The organism is Bacillus sp. MYb209, from assembly GCF_002975175.1.
Classification (GTDB): Bacteria; Bacillota; Bacilli; order Bacillales; family Bacillaceae_G; genus Bacillus_A.
Genome location: NZ_PCNZ01000016.1, coordinates 56,115 through 74,170, shown reverse-complemented (window position 1 = coordinate 74,170; position 18,056 = coordinate 56,115). Strand labels below are relative to the sequence as shown.

The 18,056-nt window shown below is 36.1% G+C and carries 20 protein-coding genes and 1 pseudogene; 14 read left to right on the top strand and 7 right to left on the bottom strand.

The annotated features are described in order from the left end of the window. Positions 1-42: 42 nt before the first annotated feature. The 4 genes from CQZ94_RS20555 to CQZ94_RS20540 all read left to right on the top strand — a co-directional run bounded on the left by CQZ94_RS20555 (position 43) and on the right by CQZ94_RS20540 (position 4,191). Entirely contained in the window at positions 43-237 is a 195-nt protein-coding gene (locus CQZ94_RS20555; protein WP_000168891.1) for an alpha/beta-type small acid-soluble spore protein, read from the top strand. 176 nt (positions 238-413) lie between these two features. Beyond that, positions 414-2,000 carry an acyl-CoA synthetase MbcS gene (gene mbcS, locus CQZ94_RS20550; RefSeq protein WP_105586841.1) on the top strand — a complete coding sequence of 529 codons (1,587 nt, stop codon included), beginning with the start codon at positions 414-416 and terminating at the stop codon, positions 1,998-2,000. Positions 2,001-2,103: 103 nt separating this feature from the next. Next, on the top strand, positions 2,104-2,535 hold the full coding sequence (locus CQZ94_RS20545) for a VOC family protein (RefSeq protein ID WP_105586840.1): 432 nt from the start codon (positions 2,104-2,106) through the stop codon (positions 2,533-2,535). 87 nt (positions 2,536-2,622) lie between these two features. Beyond that, positions 2,623-4,191: an amidohydrolase gene (locus tag CQZ94_RS20540; RefSeq protein WP_105586839.1), complete on the top strand. Its 1,569-nt coding sequence runs from the start codon at positions 2,623-2,625 to the stop codon at positions 4,189-4,191. Positions 4,192-4,466: 275 nt separating this feature from the next. Here CQZ94_RS20540 and CQZ94_RS20535 read toward each other — a convergent pair whose 3' ends face one another. Next, on the bottom strand, positions 4,467-5,270 hold the full coding sequence (locus tag CQZ94_RS20535; protein WP_105586838.1) for an NAD kinase: 804 nt from the start codon (positions 5,268-5,270) through the stop codon (positions 4,467-4,469). 204 nt (positions 5,271-5,474) lie between these two features. Here CQZ94_RS20535 and CQZ94_RS20530 point away from each other — a divergent pair, with 204 nt between their 5' ends. The 5 genes from CQZ94_RS20530 (at position 5,475) to ackA (ending at position 9,846) form a co-directional block, all read left to right on the top strand. Next, positions 5,475-6,113: a DUF2953 domain-containing protein gene (locus CQZ94_RS20530; protein ID WP_105586837.1), complete on the top strand. Its 639-nt coding sequence runs from the start codon at positions 5,475-5,477 to the stop codon at positions 6,111-6,113. Between the two features lie 12 nt (positions 6,114-6,125). Next, a complete protein-coding gene (ytfJ, locus tag CQZ94_RS20525) occupies positions 6,126-6,521 on the top strand; it encodes a GerW family sporulation protein (RefSeq protein WP_000350005.1) in 396 nt (131 codons plus the stop codon). 133 nt (positions 6,522-6,654) lie between these two features. Then, a complete protein-coding gene (gene tpx / locus CQZ94_RS20520) occupies positions 6,655-7,155 on the top strand; it encodes a thiol peroxidase (protein ID WP_105586836.1) in 501 nt (166 codons plus the stop codon). 211 nt (positions 7,156-7,366) lie between these two features. After that, entirely contained in the window at positions 7,367-8,353 is a 987-nt protein-coding gene (locus CQZ94_RS20515; RefSeq protein WP_142395883.1) for a class I SAM-dependent methyltransferase, read from the top strand. A 299-nt stretch (positions 8,354-8,652) separates the two neighbouring features. Continuing rightward, on the top strand, positions 8,653-9,846 hold the full coding sequence (gene ackA / locus CQZ94_RS20510; RefSeq protein WP_105586834.1) for an acetate kinase: 1,194 nt from the start codon (positions 8,653-8,655) through the stop codon (positions 9,844-9,846). Between the two features lie 48 nt (positions 9,847-9,894). Here the strand turns inward: ackA and CQZ94_RS20505 are convergent, their stop codons facing one another. After that, complete coding sequence (locus CQZ94_RS20505) at positions 9,895-10,305, bottom strand: NUDIX hydrolase (RefSeq protein WP_105586833.1); 411 nt, start codon at positions 10,303-10,305, stop codon at positions 9,895-9,897. 73 nt (positions 10,306-10,378) lie between these two features. Continuing rightward, entirely contained in the window at positions 10,379-11,017 is a 639-nt protein-coding gene (locus CQZ94_RS20500) for a DUF1796 family putative cysteine peptidase (RefSeq protein ID WP_105586832.1), read from the bottom strand. 137 nt (positions 11,018-11,154) lie between these two features. Between CQZ94_RS20500 and CQZ94_RS20495 the strand changes: the two genes are divergently transcribed. Continuing rightward, the gene (locus CQZ94_RS20495) at positions 11,155-11,988 is read left to right on the top strand and encodes an EcsC family protein (protein ID WP_105586831.1); all 834 of its coding nucleotides are present in this window, start codon (positions 11,155-11,157) and stop codon (positions 11,986-11,988) included. A gap of 31 nt (positions 11,989-12,019) precedes the next feature. Here CQZ94_RS20495 and CQZ94_RS20490 read toward each other — a convergent pair whose 3' ends face one another. Continuing rightward, positions 12,020-12,682, bottom strand: a complete 663-nt coding sequence (locus tag CQZ94_RS20490; protein ID WP_002112250.1) for a YitT family protein — start codon at positions 12,680-12,682, stop codon at positions 12,020-12,022. Positions 12,683-13,535: 853 nt separating this feature from the next. Here CQZ94_RS20490 and CQZ94_RS20485 point away from each other — a divergent pair. Beyond that, on the top strand, positions 13,536-13,730 hold the full coding sequence (locus tag CQZ94_RS20485) for a hypothetical protein (RefSeq protein WP_105586830.1): 195 nt from the start codon (positions 13,536-13,538) through the stop codon (positions 13,728-13,730). Between the two features lie 28 nt (positions 13,731-13,758). On the opposite strand, the gene CQZ94_RS20480 is transcribed toward CQZ94_RS20485, so the two are convergent. After that, the gene (locus CQZ94_RS20480; RefSeq protein WP_105586829.1) at positions 13,759-14,076 is read right to left on the bottom strand and encodes a radical SAM protein; all 318 of its coding nucleotides are present in this window, start codon (positions 14,074-14,076) and stop codon (positions 13,759-13,761) included. A 167-nt stretch (positions 14,077-14,243) separates the two neighbouring features. Between CQZ94_RS20480 and CQZ94_RS20475 the strand changes: the two genes are divergently transcribed. Together CQZ94_RS20475 and argH are read left to right on the top strand one after the other, a co-directional pair. Continuing rightward, entirely contained in the window at positions 14,244-15,449 is a 1,206-nt protein-coding gene (locus tag CQZ94_RS20475; protein WP_105586828.1) for an argininosuccinate synthase, read from the top strand. Then, on the top strand, positions 15,446-16,834 hold the full coding sequence (argH, locus tag CQZ94_RS20470) for an argininosuccinate lyase (RefSeq protein ID WP_105586827.1): 1,389 nt from the start codon (positions 15,446-15,448) through the stop codon (positions 16,832-16,834). The genes CQZ94_RS20475 and argH overlap by 4 nt, the downstream gene beginning before the upstream one ends. Before the next feature lie 59 nt (positions 16,835-16,893). Here the strand turns inward: argH and CQZ94_RS20465 are convergent, their stop codons facing one another. Both CQZ94_RS20465 and CQZ94_RS20460 read right to left on the bottom strand, forming a co-directional pair. Beyond that, positions 16,894-17,445 (bottom strand): DinB family protein, encoded by a 552-nt coding sequence (locus tag CQZ94_RS20465; RefSeq protein WP_242236197.1) that lies wholly within the window; start codon positions 17,443-17,445, stop codon positions 16,894-16,896. A 112-nt stretch (positions 17,446-17,557) separates the two neighbouring features. Next, positions 17,558-17,737, bottom strand: coding sequence for a ProA domain protein (locus CQZ94_RS20460; protein WP_142395882.1), 180 nt, complete (start codon positions 17,735-17,737; stop codon positions 17,558-17,560). A 95-nt stretch (positions 17,738-17,832) separates the two neighbouring features. On the opposite strand from CQZ94_RS20460, the pseudogene CQZ94_RS20455 reads away from it, so the two are divergent. Next, positions 17,833-18,036 (top strand): annotated as a pseudogene (locus CQZ94_RS20455) (hypothetical protein); the annotation flags it as partial. Positions 18,037-18,056 lie beyond the last annotated feature (20 nt).

Below are 18,056 nucleotides of genomic sequence, written 5' to 3'. Positions count from 1 at the left end.
TGTTGTTTATCACACTCTATACTCACAAGGAGGTGATACAACATGGCAAGCACAAATAAATTAGCAGTATCTGGTGCTCAAGCAGCATTAGATCAAATGAAATACGAAATCGCTCAAGAGTTTGGTGTTCAACTTGGAGCTGATGCAACATCTCGCGCTAACGGATCTGTTGGTGGCGAAATTACTAAACGTCTAGTTTCACTAGCTGAGCAACAATTAGGCGGTTACCAAAAATAATCCCATATACGATGGCTTAGAAAGAGCGGGTTCTCCCGCTCTTTCTTTTTGTTGTTTGCGTCGTTATAAATTCATTTCGACATGGGCGTAAAAAATTTGTCAAAAGAAGAGGGTTCAAAATTTACTGAAAATTCTTTATTATATAAGAGAGGCATAGAAATAAAGGAGGATATTATATGAAGAGAGAGGAATTGTTGGCGCCACCGTCTTATAATTTAGTTTCGGAAATAGAGAAATATACGAAGGATAAAGAGAAGCTTTCTTTAATTTGGCAAGATGATAAAGGAAATAGACGAGAGGTTACATATTTTGAATTAATGCAAGGTGCGAATAGAATTGGAAACGCTTTTATAAAAAGTGGCTTACAAAAAGGGGACAAGCTTCTTATTATGATGCCGCGCTTAATTGAAGCTTACATGACGTATATTGCTGCGATTAAAGCAGGATTTGTCGTTATTCCAAGCTCAGAAATGTTGCGTAAAAAAGATATTGAGTATCGTATTGGGCACGGAGAAGTAAAGGCGATCGTAAGCTACGAACCGTATATTGGACAATTTGACGAGGTAGAGGCGATGGAATCGCTTCAAAAATTCGTCCTGAGCGAGCGATCAGTAGATGGATGGACGAATTTAAAAACAGCATTAGAAACGGAAAGTGATATGTTAGAAATGGCGAAGACAGATAAAGAAGATATGGTCTTTTTATCTTATACGTCAGGGACGACAGGAAATCCAAAAGGAGTTGTTCATACGCATGCATGGGCATACGCTCATTTACGTACAAGCGCTCCAAACTGGCTCGGAATTGAAGAAAATGATGTTGTATGGGCAACGGCTAGTCCAGGTTGGCAAAAGTGGATTTGGAGCCCGTTTTTAGCGACTCTCGGTTCAGGCGCAACAGGATTTGTATATCACGGTAAGTTTGAACCAAAAACATATTTAAATTTATTAGATGATAATAAGGTGAATGTGCTTTGTTGTACGCCGACTGAGTATAGATTAATGGCAAAGGTAGACAACTTAAGTGAGTACAATTTAGAAGCGTTACATAGCGCTGTATCAGCAGGTGAGCCGTTAAACAGGGAAGTCATTGGAACGTTCCAAAGGCATTTTGATATTACAGTAAGAGATGGCTATGGGCAAACGGAAAACACGTTACTTGTTGGTATAATGAAAGGGATGGACATTAGACCAGGATCAATGGGAAAACCGACGCCAGGAAACCATGTTGATATCGTAAATGAGGAAGGAGTTCCAGTACAGGTAGGAGAGGTTGGTGATATTGCGGTTCACATTGAAACACCAGCACTCTTTAAACAATATTATAAAGACGATGAGCGCACAGCTATGCAATTCCGCGGTGATTATTATATTACCGGTGATAAAGCGAAAAAAGATGAAGACGGCTATTTCTGGTTTGAAGGTCGCGGAGATGATATTATTATTAGCTCTGGTTATACAATCGGACCGTTTGAAGTAGAAGATGCACTTGTAAAACATCCATATGTAAGAGAATGTGCGGTTGTCGCAAGCCCTGATGAAATTCGCGGAAGTGTCGTGAAGGCATTTATCGTATTAAGAGAGAATATAGACAAGAACGAAGAAACATTAATTCCAGTGCTCCAACAACACGTCAAAGAATTGACTGCACCATATAAATACCCTCGCAAAATTGAATTTGTAGATGAACTACCAAAAACGATTTCCGGAAAAATTCGCCGTATTGAACTTAGAAAACAAGAGATGGAGCTTCCTTCAAAATAATTTTGAAAATAGTGAAGTAAATAGTTGAATGAAATGTAAAACGTATGATATTATAAAAACGAACACAAGTTCGATTTCATAAACTAAAAAAAGAGGTGTCCGTATGATTTTAGGTATTAATCCGTACTTAGTTTTAGATGGTAGTGGGCAAGAAGCTGTACAGCTTTATAAAGAGGCGTTAGATGCGAAAGTAGAAGTAATGCAAACTTTTGGTGATATGCCTGAAAATCCAGAATACCCTATTCCAGCTGAAGCGAAAGAGCGCGTTGCACATGCTCATTTAAAAATTGGTAATACAGAACTTATGATTTCTGATACATTCCCAGGTAAAGGGCATGCGATTGGATCTCAAGTAACGATTGCAATTCGAATTAGTAATGCAGAAAAAGCAAAAGAGGTATTTGATAAGTTACAAGAAGGTGGAGAAGTTATCATGCCACTTCAAGAAACGTTCTGGAGCCCAGCATACGGACAAGTAAAAGATAAATTTAATATTGAATGGCAAATTACAACGAATCCTACTGAACAAAATTAATTTTTAGAAAAGCACCATTTTTAATCGAAATGGTGCTTTTTTTATACGTTCTAATTTCGTAGACTAAAGGAAAAAGGGGATGAGTATATGGGAGAAATTTGGCATGGTGGAACCATTTATACAATGCGAGAAGAAAACGAAAAAGTGGAAGCTGTTTACGTTGAAAATGGCATAATTGTGGATATCGGGAATAAGGAAGAGTTAGAAAATCGATATTTTGTGGAGAAGTTGCATGACTTAGAAGGAAAAACAATGATTTCAGGTCTCGTTGATAGCCATATGCATCTTATTGGGTATGGAGAGAGGTTGCTTCGTCTAGATTTATCAAATTGTACATCTTATAGCGAAGTGCTTACCCTTGTTAAGAAGCGAGTAGAAGAAGCTCCACAAGGGACGTGGATTATCGGAGAAGGATGGAATGAAAATAATTTTACAGATACAAAACAAGTTCATGTACGGGATTTAGATGAAATCTCTAAAGAACATCCGATTTTATTAAAGCGCGTTTGTCGTCATGTGACATGGGTGAATTCATACATATTGCAAGAAGCGAACATAACGGAAGAGACGAAAGATCCAAAAGGCGGAAAAATTGGTCGTGATGCCTCTAATCACTTAACAGGACTCTTATATGAACAAGGGCAAGAATTGATTAAACATGTTCAGCCTGCCATTGATGAAGCGTATTTACAAAGAGCTCTGCAAACAGCGATTAAAGATTGCTGGCAATACGGACTCGTTGGCGGGCACACGGAAGATTTAAATTATTATGGCGGCTTTCAAAAAACGTACAATGCGTTTTCACACGTTATAAAAGAAATGCGATTTAAAGCACATTTGCTCGTTCATCATGAAGTAGCGAATGAGCGAAAAGAATATGAAAATGAGCACTATATTGAATTTGGAGCGATGAAGATTTTTTCTGACGGTTCTTTCGGCGGAAGAACAGCTTTATTAAGTGAGCCGTATGAAGATGCGCAGGAAACGAATGGAGTTGCGATTTTCTCACGTGAAGAGCTTGCAGGATTAGTGAAGAAAGCACGTGATTTACATATGTCAGTTGCCATTCATACAATCGGTGACTTATCGCTAGAATATGTCATTGATGCGCTTGAATTATATCCACCAGCAGAAGGATTACGTGACCGCATTATTCATTGCCAGCTTGCCCGTGAAGAATTAATTGAAAGAATGAAGAGTTTGCAAGCAATTATTGATATTCAGCCCGTCTTTGTTTCATCGGATTTTCCGTCAGTTATTGAAAAACTAGGGAAACATCGTCTTCGCTATGCATACGCCTGGAAGACATTACTCGATGCAGGATTACATTGTAACGGAGGATCTGATGCTCCAATTGAACAAGTGAATCCGTTTTTAGGCATATATAGTGCTGTTACACGTAGAAGTTTTATTGACGGCGTATGCTATATGCGAGAAGAAAGATTAACGGTATATGAGGCAGTTTCTTTATTTACAAAAGGAAGTGCGTATGCAATTGGAAAAGAAGCAAATCGAGGACAAATTACAAAAGGATATGAAGCAGACTTTACGATATTAGATCGTAATGTTTTTGAAATTGAGGCGGAAGAAATAAAAGAAGTACAGGCAGAAATGACCGTCATTGATGGGGAGATTGTTTATAGAAAAGACGTCTAAAAGTTTGAGGAAGCGGCTCCGAAAATACATTTTGGTGATGCTTCCTCTTTTTAGATAGGTTGATGATTTAGCCACTTTTTGTTGGTAAATCGATATTTTGGGTAAAATCGTTGATATATTTTGAGTTGTGATAGATATATTTGAAAAATCGTTAATATAATTTCATATACTGTTGCCTTGTTCCAAAATATTTTGTGAAACAGCGTGAAGTGGCATTTGATAAATAAATAACCCTCGAATTATGGAAATCCCATAATTCGAGGGTTATTTTATTACTATAAAAACGTTCTCTGTACTTTTTCCCAGAAGGAATTGTTTTTTAATTTAACAGTTTTAATTTGTTTATCACTTAAACGAACAACGGCTTTTTCCACTTGCTTAATGCTAAGTGCTTCGTTATCCATTCCGATAACAGGATAATCATTTCCATCTGGTTTAAGTGTTAAAGTTAACGTACGTTCGTGATTTAAAAGGAACGGTGATCCGAGTGTACGGTATGTGTTGTTATTTAAAGATGCTAGTTCGCTTACTTGGAAACATGGGATAAGTGGATCGACAACTGCACCATGTAATGATTTATTGTAAGCGGTACTTCCTGTAGGTGTGGAGATAACTAACCCATCACCTCTAAATGTTTCAAAATGTAAATTGTCGACGTGTACATCTACGACAAATGTTTTAATGATGCTAGAGCGTAATGAGAATTCATTTAAACAATGGAAAGATGTACCGTGATCTACATCTACTTTAATTGTTGGATATTTTCGCACTTCAATTTCGTTTTTTGTAATTTCTTGAAGGGCTGTATCAATGTGGTCGATATGGAAATCGCAGTAGAAAGAAATTTCATCTTTCGTAGAAATGCCTGCGTATAAGCAATCTTCTCTAAAACCAGTTTTACGAACGGCTTGTAAGAAAGTTCCATCATCTCCAACGCTGACGATAGCGTTTGCATTTTTTGGATGATCTAATATGGTAAATCCATTCTCCTCTAAAATACGATATATTGGTTTCATTTTTTCAACGAGCGTTACTTTGTCATCACCATAAAAGAAAAATAAATTGCGACGATCTGCCATTATGTATCCCTCCACTGCAGTTAAATTTTCTAGTTTTAGTGCTGCATACCATCAAAGTGTATTCTGAATGATATGCTCAAATAGTATATTTCGATATGAAATGTCAAAACCCTTTTTTATTTTTAGAAAAATTTTTATATTCAATTTTATCAGAGGTTGTTTAATGATGAATAAACTTGTCGATAATGGGTATGGAGTGAAAGGATGGTACGAATGAAATGGCTCGTAATTGGAATGATAATTCTTCTACTTTTTATTTTGCTAATACTATTATCGAAAATATCGCTTAAGGTGACGTTTTTATATTCAGAAATGGAAAAGCAATGTTTATTTCAAGTGAAAATATGGATGATTCGATATACGTTTGATGTATTGGAAAGAATTGAAAAACAGCAGAAAAAGACAGGTCAGAAAGTCGAAAAAGCTGAGGAAGACGGCGGAATAGATAATAAAATTATGGCACAACTTGATAGCATTGGAGAACTGATAAAAAAGCTTCAAGAAGTTCATACTATTGTTAAAGATTTTCTCAAACGAGTGAAAATCAATAGTTGGAAATGGCATTCACAAATTGGAGCAGGCGATGCGGCTAGTACTGGAATTGTCACTGGATATGCATGGGGGACAAAAGGAATGGCTGCTGGAGTTGTAGGACAATATATGCATATTGTCGACGTACCAGAATTTGAAATTACACCTGTTTTTCAAGGGAAGGGATTTGCATCAAGATGTGAACTAACCGCTTCCTTTCATATATTTCGTACTGTGAAAACAGCGGTAAAACTACTCATGTTTATGAGAAAACAAAAGTCTGGTATGGAAGATAAATCTGTTCAAGCATAGGGGGGATATAGAATGGACCATCCAATTCAAGGTTTAATGACAACAGCAATGCAGCATTTAAAACAAATGACTGATGTAAATACAATTGTTGGTGACCCGATTAAAGCAGCAGATGGAAGTGTAATTCTTACCGTTTCGAAAGTAAGTTTTGGATTTGCTGCTGGTGGAAGTGAATTTGGAAAAGTAGAACATTCTGGTCGTCATCCATTTGGAGGAGGTAGTGGTGGTGGAGTTTCCATTAACCCGGTTGCCTTTCTCGTTATAAATGGAGAAGGTGTGAAAGTTTTACATTTAGATAAACAAACACATGTCATTGACAAAATAATTGAATTAGCGCCACAAGCTGTTGATAAAGTGAAAGAAATGATGGATAAACGAAAAGAAGATGATCCGGAATTTCAAATTTAACGAGTAAAGAAGCTAATCAATGGATTAGCTTCTTTATTTTTTTGTAAATAAAGCGATTTTATTTGCATTATCGATAGGGACAAACTATCATTTACATTGTACATATTTTGTTTAAATAAGGGAGGATTTTTAAGTGGCAAATGTAACTTTTAAAGGTAACCCAATGACTTTAGTTGGAACAGAAGTTAAAGTTGGCGATCAAGCGCCTAACTTCCAAGTATTAGCAAATGACTTATCTCCAGTAAGTTTAGAAACATACAAAGGTGAAGTGAAATTAATTAGTGTTGTACCTTCAATCGACACAGGTGTATGTGATGCACAAACTCGTCGTTTTAACGAAGATGCAGCAGGTATTGAAAATACGAAAGTATTAACAATTAGCGCTGACTTACCATTCGCTCAAAAACGCTGGTGTGCAGCTAATGGTTTAGAAAATGTTGCGACACTTTCTGATCACCGTGACCTTTCATTCGGTGAAGCTTATGGCTTAGTAATGAAAGAACTTCGTTTACTTGCTCGTGCAGTATTCGTAGTAGATAGCAATGACAAAGTAGTTTACGTAGAATACGTAAGCGAAGGTACAAGCCATCCAAACTATGAAGCAGCATTAGAAGCAGCAAAATTGGCGAAGTAATGTAAAAGAAGACGACCTCTCATTAAAGTTTCACTTTAGAAGAGGTCGTCTTTTCTCATTTATTGTTAACTGAACCAATATATGAGAAAAGACGTTACATCATAAACAACTTGAAGGGGAGCTCTTTGCAAGAGGTCGCTTTTTCTTTTGGGAAAAATTTAGATTATGGTATGATATAAGTTATGTGTAAAAGAGAGAAGGAGGAATGTACGTGAGTCAGGCAGTAGAAACATTATTTTCTATTTTTGATTCTTCTACGGTAGTTTTACGTAAAGAATTAGATGTAACATATTTAGAGGCGCTTGTAGAAACAGGTGATAACTTGTTTGAGGGAGCGATTTTACAAGAGGAATTATCCGAATCAACAATTGAAAGGTTGAATCGTGAATATAGTACGTTTAATGAAGAAACATATAAAGGGGAAGAAATTCGTAAAGCATTTCAGCTAGCCATTTTAAAAGGAATGAAAGAAGGCGTACAAGCGAATCATGAAATGACGCCAGATGCAGTTGGGATGTTCATGAGCTACTTATTCCATAAATTTATGCAAGGGCAAAAAGAAATTACTGTTTTAGACCCTGCAATTGGAACGGGTAACTTAATGACTACAGTGTTTAATAGCGCCAAAGAAGAACTAGCAATGAGTGGATTTGGTGTAGAAGTGGATGAAGTGCTAATTAAACTTGCTTTAGTAAATGCGAATTTACAAAAGCATGCAATCGAATTCTTCCATCAAGATGGACTAGCACCACTTTATATCGATCCAGTAGATGCAGTTGTTTCAGATTTGCCAATTGGTTACTATCCAAATGAAATCGGTGCAAGTGAATATACATTAAAAGCAGATGAAGGAATGTCATATGCGCATCACTTATTTATTGAACAAAGTGTGAAACATACGAAAGAAGGCGGGTATTTATTCTTCTTAGTACCAAACTTCATTTTTGAAAGTGATCAAGCGCCAAAGCTACATGCATTCATTAAAGAAACATGCTTTATTCAAGGATTGTTACAGCTACCTGTTTCCATGTTTAAAAACGAGAAAAATGCAAAAAGTATATTTGTTCTCCAAAAGAAAGGCCAAGATGTAATAATGCCGAAACAGGCACTACTAGTGGAATTACCTAAATTCTCCAACATGAAGGCTATGGAGAACATTATGGATCAACTAAATACGTGGTTTGCAACACATAAGTAATGCAAGGTATATGTAACAGGGTTAGTAATTAATGTAGTACAGTTGTATATGATATGTAATATTTTTTAATATATACACGATTTAACTGAATTTTTTTGAAATCTGTAATATATTTTTTTTCTTGGTGTTACAATTTTTTCACTTGAAATATATGTCGGACGATGTTTAAATTAAAATCGTGAGTATAAAATTTACTAATGATGAAACGTTTTCATAATGAGTGAATTTAATTAGATAAAATCGAGCGGTTTGTGGAATGATCCACACAACTACCAAGAGAAAAAGGGGCGAAAGACTAGATGTCAAAAATCATCGCGATTAACGCAGGAAGCTCTTCCTTAAAGTTCCAATTATTTGAAATGCCAAGTGAAACAGTATTAACAAAAGGTTTAGTAGAACGTATCGGTTTAGAAGATAGTATCTTCACTATTACTGTAAATGGCGAAAAACAAAAAGAAATTACAAACATCCCAGATCACGCAGTAGCAGTTAACATGCTTCTTAAGAAATTAACTGAAAACGGAATCGTAAAATCTCTTGATGAGATTGGCGGTATCGGTCATCGTGTTGTACACGGCGGCGAAAAATTTGCTGATTCTGTTTTAATTGATGGTGAAGTATTAGCTGATATCGAAGAATTAAGCGATTTAGCACCACTTCACAACCCAGCAAACCTTGTTGGTATTAAAGCATTCCAAGAAGTACTACCAAACGTACCAGCAGTAGCAGTATTCGATACAGCATTCCACCAAACAATGCCGGAATCTGCATTCCTATACAGCTTACCATATGAGTACTATGAGAAATTTGGCATCCGTAAATACGGTTTCCACGGAACTTCTCATAAATATGTAACTGAGCGTGCGGCTGAATTATTAGGTCGTCCAATTGAAAGCTTAAGCCTACTTTCTTGTCACTTAGGTAACGGTGCAAGTATCGCAGCAGTAGAAGGCGGTAAGTCTATCGATACTTCTATGGGCTTCACTCCACTTGCTGGTGTAACAATGGGTACACGTTCTGGTAACATTGACCCTGCGTTAATTCCATACATCATGGAAAAAACAGGTCAAACTGTAGAAGAAGTTCTGAACGTATTAAACAAGAAAAGTGGTATGCTAGGTCTTTCTGGATTCTCTAGTGACTTACGTGACATCGAACAAGCGGAAGAAGAAGGAAACCACCGTGCAGAAGTAGCGCTAGATGTATTCGTAGGACGTATTCATAAATATATTGGTTCTTATGCAGCTCGTATGAAAGGTGTAGACGCAATCATCTTTACAGCTGGTATTGGAGAAAACAGTGCTCTAATTCGTGAGCGTGTATTAGAAGGCCTTGAGTTTATGGGCGTATACTTCGATCCAAAACGTAACAACGTTCATGGCGAAGAAGCATTTATCAGCTTCCCACACTCTCCAGTAAAAATTATCGTAATTCCAACTGACGAAGAAGTTATGATTGCTCGTGACGTATTACGTCTTGGAGATATTGGTTAATATATGCATGAAAAAGACGAGATCCTAAAGGATTTCGTCTTTTTTCTTTTATATATATTTTAAAATTCGATCTGGATATAGTATTTTTTCCTTTTGAATGAATGCAGTGAGGGGAATCCATTTTGCGTATGACGCTGTTTGTTCATCTTTTATATTCAGTATTTCCATTTCATATAGTGATGTGTCTAATAGGAGCAAAGAATATAGTTGAATGATCTCATGACTAATTTCCTCATCCGAATAAAAAATGTTTTCTAAGCATCCTAAATAACCGGTAACTTCTATTTCTGTATGAAGTTCTTCTTTAAATTCTCGAATAACGGTATCTGTTGATTTCTCACCAAGTTCAATTGAACCGCCAAGAGGCCGATAAAAGATTTCGTCTTCCATATTATATTCTTGTACGAGAAGTTGATCGTGATGTATAGAAATGCCAAAAGCTTTTGCGCGTGGGTACATATGTATAATCGCTCCTTATTTGTTTTGTATAAGGACGATTATAATGTAGTGCTAGATAAAAATCATCGTGTATTTAAGCATCCGAACCAATTGTAACCCCTTCTAAGAGCTCCTCCTTCCAAAACTTCTCGTTATATTGGTATACGTCCATAATTGGGCAGTTCATAACGCAAATATTTTGTAGCCCCCAGTCCTCCTCAATAATAGTAGGTACATCGGCAGGGATAAGTAAAAGGACAGAGAAGTTATACTTTACTAGTTGAGATAAAATAAGTTGAAGTGTATGTGCCTCTTCATATGTTCCTCCAGTGCGAATAAACAATATAGATTGTTCTGTTTCAATTGTAGTTAGAAAACGATTAATTCGGTGCTCATAGTTTAACTTAATATCTGTATAAGAAGGCCAGGAAGTTGGTGTATTTACATCGGTTTTAAAATCATGGCAGGAGTCGATTTCATAAAGGTTGTCCCTTAATCTTAATTTAGTATCAGCATCCCAATATGAGATAAAGGATAAGTTTTCGAAATTTAAAAAACGGTGAAAACGATTTTGTAATAATACGTTCACCTTTTCTAATGATGGGCTTAGCATAAAATTAACCACACCGAAAAATTGTGATAACTCTAACTGATATAAAGCCCAAGCAGGCCAGCAGTTTTGTCCTAAGCTGAATACTGCATTATAATTTTTTTTAATGCTAGATAACTGCACGTAATTCACCTCTTTCTTCTCACCGATATTTTATGTTTTGAATAAATGGTATGTGATAGGAGATATACAAGCATATTTGCAAAGAACAAGCGGAAATATGTTACAATAGAAAAAAATCGAACGAGGTGGTTGTTGCGATGCGATCGAAGCGAGAACAAGCCATTTTAGAAAATATAAAAGAGTGGGAAGGGCAATTAGTAGAGCAGGAAGCGACCGATTTTCAAAAGATGTTTGATAAGTGGTTGCATACTACAGTTGCAAAACTACCTGAGAAAAAACGAAAAGACTTTTTTATGAAAGCAGATGGATGGCTCTTTCATTTGCATGCACTTATTCAAAGTTCACAATCACAGTTAGATGCACGTAATCGTATTTTAGGAACGTCGAGATTATTTGATGAATCAATTGAGCAACTTGAAGATTTGAAGGCGTTATCTATTGATCAATTAACATACATAGCAGAGCAGCAAACAGCACGTCATCGTCTATATTCATTCGTACAAGGCGGAGCAACGGGTGCTGGCGGTCTATTATTATTAACGGCTGATTTTCCGGTTATGATTGCATTAAATGTGAAGGCTGTACAACTTATTGCAACATCATTTGGTCATGATGTGAACAAGCCGTATGAAATGATGCTTGCGTTAAAGGTATTCCACGCAGCATTATTGCCGGCGAGACTTCAGCAATATGCATGGTACAATTTACTGAGAGAACTTGAGCAAGAAGATTCATTCTTTTATGAAGGAGACGAAGAGGTGTTAAAGCCAGCTTCTACTGAGGTTGTGTTAAAACAAATTTTGAAGACATTTTCGATTTATGCTCTTCGTCGCAAATTATTCCAAGGTATTCCTGTACTTGGAATGGCAATTGGATCTACAGTGAACTATCGCTTAACGAGGAATGTTACTGAATTTGCAAATAAGTTTTATCAAGTACGCTACATATTAGAAAAAGAAAAGAGAGCATGAAAAAAAGCGAGAGGCCGAAGCCTTTCGCTTTTTAGTTTGTCGCATGTTTTTTGGACATTGGAATAGAAACGGGTTGCTTTGCTGCTTTCTTTTCTGTTTTTGGATAGTAAATTAAATCCAATGTTTTTGCCTGTACGGCAATCGAAAGAATAGTAAAAGCAATTTCTGTCCAATTTAAATAATATAATGAAAGCGCAAGAACAATCGCGTCAAAGACGAAGAAAATTTGCCCAATTGTAAACCGAGTTCGTTTACTTAATATAATTGTTAAAATATCGTCTCCACCGGTTGCACCGCCAAATCGCAATATAAAACCGAGTCCAATACCAGCTAACGCACCGCCAACTACTGCAGCTACAAATAAATTATTTGATAAATCTACCGTAAAAGGAGAATAATTTTCCATAAGGGAATAAAATACTCCGAATGAAAGTGAACCTAAGAATGAATAGCCAACCATTTTTCTACCTAAAAATGAAGCGCATAGTAAAATAATAGGGATATCCATTACTACAGTTGAAATAGATGGTGAAATATCATAAAAATTTTGGATAAATAGTGCAATACCTACAAAGCCACCTTCTGTTAAGTGGTTTTGGAAGTGAATGTGATATAGCGCTGCTGCTAAAATAAATGAACCGATTAAAACCATAAAAACTTCTTTAATAATTTGTCGACTTTGGATGTTCCTCATCGTTATTCCTTCTTTCCGTAGTTAGTAGTCCTTTTGGTGTTGTAAACTAACTACGAGCTCACATGTAGCTTTCAGTTAGTTTACGAAAAAACTAACTACGCTATATGTCGCTGAAGAAATAACGAATAATCCTCTCGTCCATCAATTCTCCCTACCTTCGTTTTAGTTTAAGTCTTAAAGCGACTAAACAAAACGTGGAGTAGGATTCTTCATTTAGCAATCCTGCTCTTCTTTGTTTTGTTTAGCTAGTAACAATTAAGTCCTAAACAAAACGCTATGTGTAAGAAGAGTCTTTTTTTTGCCAAATTATCCTTCGGGCAGTCATAATTTCCCCACTCTCGTATTTTTTTCGCTAGACTAAAGTATCTGAGCTGAAAAATACGCTACGTGTATGATTCGTCAATACGATGCCACATGCTCCTTCGAGCGATCATGATATCAAAATCCCTTCCTTCAAGATTTATATTATTATATCATACTTTCAAAAAATGTATGCGGATGGAAACCGACAATAACCGGAGGGAATCTACAAAAATTGTTATGTTTAAATATTTTTGTAGAAAAGCCTAAGTTATTTCGTAGAACTGGACAGTTTTTAGAAGTTTGTCCAATAAGTAAGAAAAGAAGAGTTTTTATTCAATTGTATTGTTCTCGTCACTTTTATCTTTAAAAAATGCATCCCAACTAATAACACTTAAAAAAGTTAAAGCGATAATAATGAAAGCTCGCATAAGTTTGAGGCCTCCTTTTGTACATAGTATATGAATGGCTTATTTTGTAATGTGTCATTTTTTTACAAGATTTAATTATTATGAGAGTGTATTAGTATAAATAGATGAAAGGTGAGGAGCGTATGTTTAAGGATATGTTTAGAAGAAAAGAATTAACATGTGTTGTATGTCAGAAAAAAATTGAATATGAAGAAGCGCTTGTTGCTTTTGTGAAGTTACCGAAAGAAAGAAATTTGTTAGTCGGCCCATTTGATGTATGTTTGGCAAAAACGGCGCAAGAAATATATTGCAAAGCTTGTTACGGCAAAAAAGCATGACCCAAATTAATTGAGGGGCATGCTTTTTTCATTGGTGTGCTTTTCCCTCAGATACGTTTTGGGTTAGACGATACCAAAGCCAAAGATCGTTAATAATTGAAGCAAGATCGGCAATTTCTGAATTTAGCTTGCAAGAAATTTCGAAGTCTTCTTCGTTATTTAAGTGGTGTTGTTTTGCGTTAATATGGTGCTCAAGTTCCTTGATACGATCAGGTATTTTTCCGCGAACTTGCTCCCATTTTAATAAAATAGAATGCTGCGCGTGTTCAGAGATGTCTTCCCATTTTTCTTGTATGTTCGGCACTTCAATTCCTAGATGTTCATTGTATATAAAATACTTTTTCATAGACACCCCTCCATTTTCCTGCCTCTATTTTACATAAAAAAAGAAAGAAGTTCGACGGAATTGTTTGAAAAATTTTTATGAATTTCCCTTGATTCATTTTATGAAAGGTGATAAAGTTTGGATTATTATAAGAAAAAACGAATATTTATTCTTTAGGAGGATGCAAAATGGAGAAGAAAAAAGTTGTATTAGCATATTCCGGAGGTCTTGATACTTCCGTTGCAATTAAATGGTTACAAGAGAAAAATTATGATATTATCGCGCTTTGCTTAGATCTAGGGGAAGGTAAAGACTTAGCGTTTGTAAAAGAAAAAGCACTTTCAGTAGGAGCAATTAAATCATATATGATTGATGTTCAAGAAGAATTTGCGAATGAATATGCATTGATAGCGATGCAAGCTCACACGTTATACGAAGGGAAATATCCTCTTGTCTCTGCATTATCTCGTCCGCTTATTGCGAAAAAATTAGTAGAAATTGCAGAGCAGGAAGGTGCAAGTGCAGTTGCACATGGATGTACAGGGAAAGGGAATGACCAAGTTCGTTTTGAAGTTTCTATTCAAGCGTTGAATCCATATTTAGAAGTTATTGCGCCTGTACGTGAATGGAAATGGTCACGTGAAGAAGAAATCGCATATGCAAAAGAAAATGATATACCGATTCCAATTAATTTAGATAGCCCATTTTCAATCGATCAAAACTTATGGGGACGCAGCAACGAATGTGGAATTTTAGAAGATCCATGGGCAGCGCCGCCAGAAGATGCATACGAGATGACATTGGCATTAGAAGATACACCGAATAAACCAGAGTTTGTAGAGATCGGATTTGAAGCAGGAGTACCGACAACTTTAAACGGCACTGCATATTCACTTTCAGAATTAATTAAAACGTTAAATGCACTTGCTGGAAAACATGGCGTTGGACGTATCGATCATGTAGAAAATCGCCTTGTCGGTATTAAATCTCGTGAAGTGTACGAATGCCCAGCGGCAATGACATTAATAACAGCGCATAAAGAACTTGAAGATTTAACACTTGTGAAAGAGGTCGCTCATTTCAAACCGATGATTGAGCAAAAACTAACAGAATTAATTTATAACGGTTTATGGTTCTCACCTTTAAAACAAGCACTCAATGCTTTCTTACAAGAAACGCAAAAAAATGTAACAGGTACAGTGCGTGTGAAATTATTTAAAGGTCATGCGATTGTAGAAGGACGTAAATCTGAGTACTCTTTATACGATGAAAAACTTGCAACGTATACTGCCCAGGATGAATTTAATCATGATGCAGCAGTTGGTTTCATTTCATTATTCGGTTTACCTACAAAAGTATACAGCCAAGTGAATCAAAAGAAGGTGGAAGCGTGAGCAAACTTTGGGGCGGACGTTTTACAGAAGAAGCGGAAGCATGGGTAGAAGAATTCGGTGCTTCTATTTCCTTTGATAAGCAATTGGTTAGCCAAGATATAAAAGGGAGTATTGCACACGTTACGATGTTAGCAAAGCAAGGCATCGTTACGAAAGAAGAAGCAGAGAAAATAAAGATAGGGCTTCAATATTTATTAGAGGAAGCGAAAGAAAATAAATTGAATTTCTCGGTAGAAGCTGAGGATATTCATTTAAATATTGAAAAGATGTTAATTGAAAGAATCGGTGAAGTAGGAGGGAAACTTCATACAGGCCGAAGCCGTAACGATCAAGTAGCGACAGATATGCACTTGTATTTAAAAGAAAAAGTAGAAGATATTATAAAAGCTACAAAACAATTGCAAACTGTTCTTGTTCATCAAGCGGAAAATAACATTGAAACAATTATGCCCGGCTATACGCACTTGCAACGTGCACAGCCTATATCATTTGCACATCATATTCTTGCTTACTTTTGGATGTTAGAGCGCGATGTGAATCGTTATGAAGATTCGTTAAAGCGTATTAACATCTCCCCATTAGGAGCAGGAGCACTAGCTGGTACAACATTCCCGATTGACCGAGAATATAGTGCGGAGCTTCTCGGATTTAATGGAATCTATGAAAATAGTTTAGATGCGGTAAGCGATCGTGATTTCATATTAGAGTTTTTAAGTAACTCATCTATGCTCATGATGCACCTATCACGCTTTTGTGAAGAACTTATTTTATGGAGTAGTCAAGAGTTTCAATTTATTGAAATGAGCGACCAATACGCGACAGGTAGCAGCATTATGCCGCAAAAGAAAAATCCAGATATGGCTGAGCTCATTCGCGGAAAAACAGGCAGAGTATATGGCAATTTATTTAGCTTACTTACAGTAATGAAAGGATTGCCGCTTGCTTACAATAAAGACTTACAAGAAGATAAAGAAGGCATGTTTGATACAGTGAAAACAGTAGAAGGATGCCTTCATATTATGGCAGGCATGATTGAAACGATGTCCGTAAACAAAGAAAAAATGGGGCAAGCTGTGACGCAAGACTTCTCTAACGCAACAGAAATTGCCGACTATTTAGCAATCAAGGGACTGCCGTTCCGTCAAGCTCATGAAATTGTCGGGAAACTAGTTCTTCATTGTACGCAAAAAGGAATCTATTTATTAGATGTACCACTTGAAACGTATAAAGAAATGAGTCCGTTATTTGAAGAAGATTTATATGAAGTTCTTTCGCCATATGCAGCTGTAAAGCGTCGTAACAGTGCTGGTGGAACAGGGTTTGAACAAATCCGAAAAGCTTTGGAGAAGGCGAAGGGGTTAGCTGGAGAGTTTGTTGGAAGTTAAATGATGTATGATATAGAAGGTAAGGTGCTTTTTTTAGAAAGTACCTTACCTTTTTGTATTTAGATTTTTAGGTATGTATCTAGCATTTCATAATTATTTTTCATAATCATAAAATGATGTTTCTCATGAATCGCTAATAGTTGGATAGATTGAATAAGGTTAGGGTAGTGAGCAATTGGATCTAAAAATACGATATGTCCTGCGATATTTTCTTCTATATTTTGAACTAGTTTTTTTATTTCATCTGTTTCACGTGAAAGTAATTCTTCTAATTCTTTTGCACTCATAGAATAATAGATTTTTTTTGAAGGGATTAAAATCCAAGGGGCTTTCATGCCTCTGCCGTGTTTTTCTTTATATTCAGCATAAATGTCATGTATTTCAGTTGCAAATGGGGTGTTTTTTCTTAGCTTGGCATAAGGGATAAGAGTGAAAGAGAATTTAATCGCTACTTTTAGCATCCTTGCAATTAAATATAAGTGATAAAAGTGTTCACCAATAGACCATTTTCCGTCCTCTTTCCTATACCATAGTTGTTCTTGTGAAAGTGAATGAAGCTTAGGGAGGAACTGGTTTCGTTGTACATGTAATGTATGAAAATGTTTTGAGATATTTTCAGATTACATATTTTGGTATCCCTATACTTTTTTCCTAATTATAACATTTTTCGTATGGATTTAGTTAAGCCTAGAACAATATGGTCTAGGCTTAAAGTTTCATCGATTAATCATACTTGTGTCGATCTTCCGTAATTCGAATGTATTCAATATCCATTAAATCTCGAAGCAATGCACCATTACTTAGTTCCACACCATGTTTCTCTTTAAAATGTGTGCGAATCGTATCTAACATTTCGATTTCTGTACCGTTCACATCTAAAATAATACGTTCATAATCATCCATGTAGCATCCTCCTTTTCTAAACACATATATTTTGTCCGTCTATTTCTAAAAAATGTATGTTAATGTAATGTTAGGAAATGAGAAAGGAATGGAAGATTACGCCGCCAATCGGTTATTTGTATGTTTTCTTAGTTTGTAAAAAAATGACAGAAGATGCAAAGCAAACATACTTAACTGTTGCGACGATAATGATGGCGCTATGGCCCTTGAAATTCCTTCCGCCCTATGTGTTGGCAATTACCGTTGTTGTTGTTGTTGTTGTGGCTTGTCTTGTATTTATAGTGAAGTTTGTGAAATGAAAAACACCAAGCCCATGTGG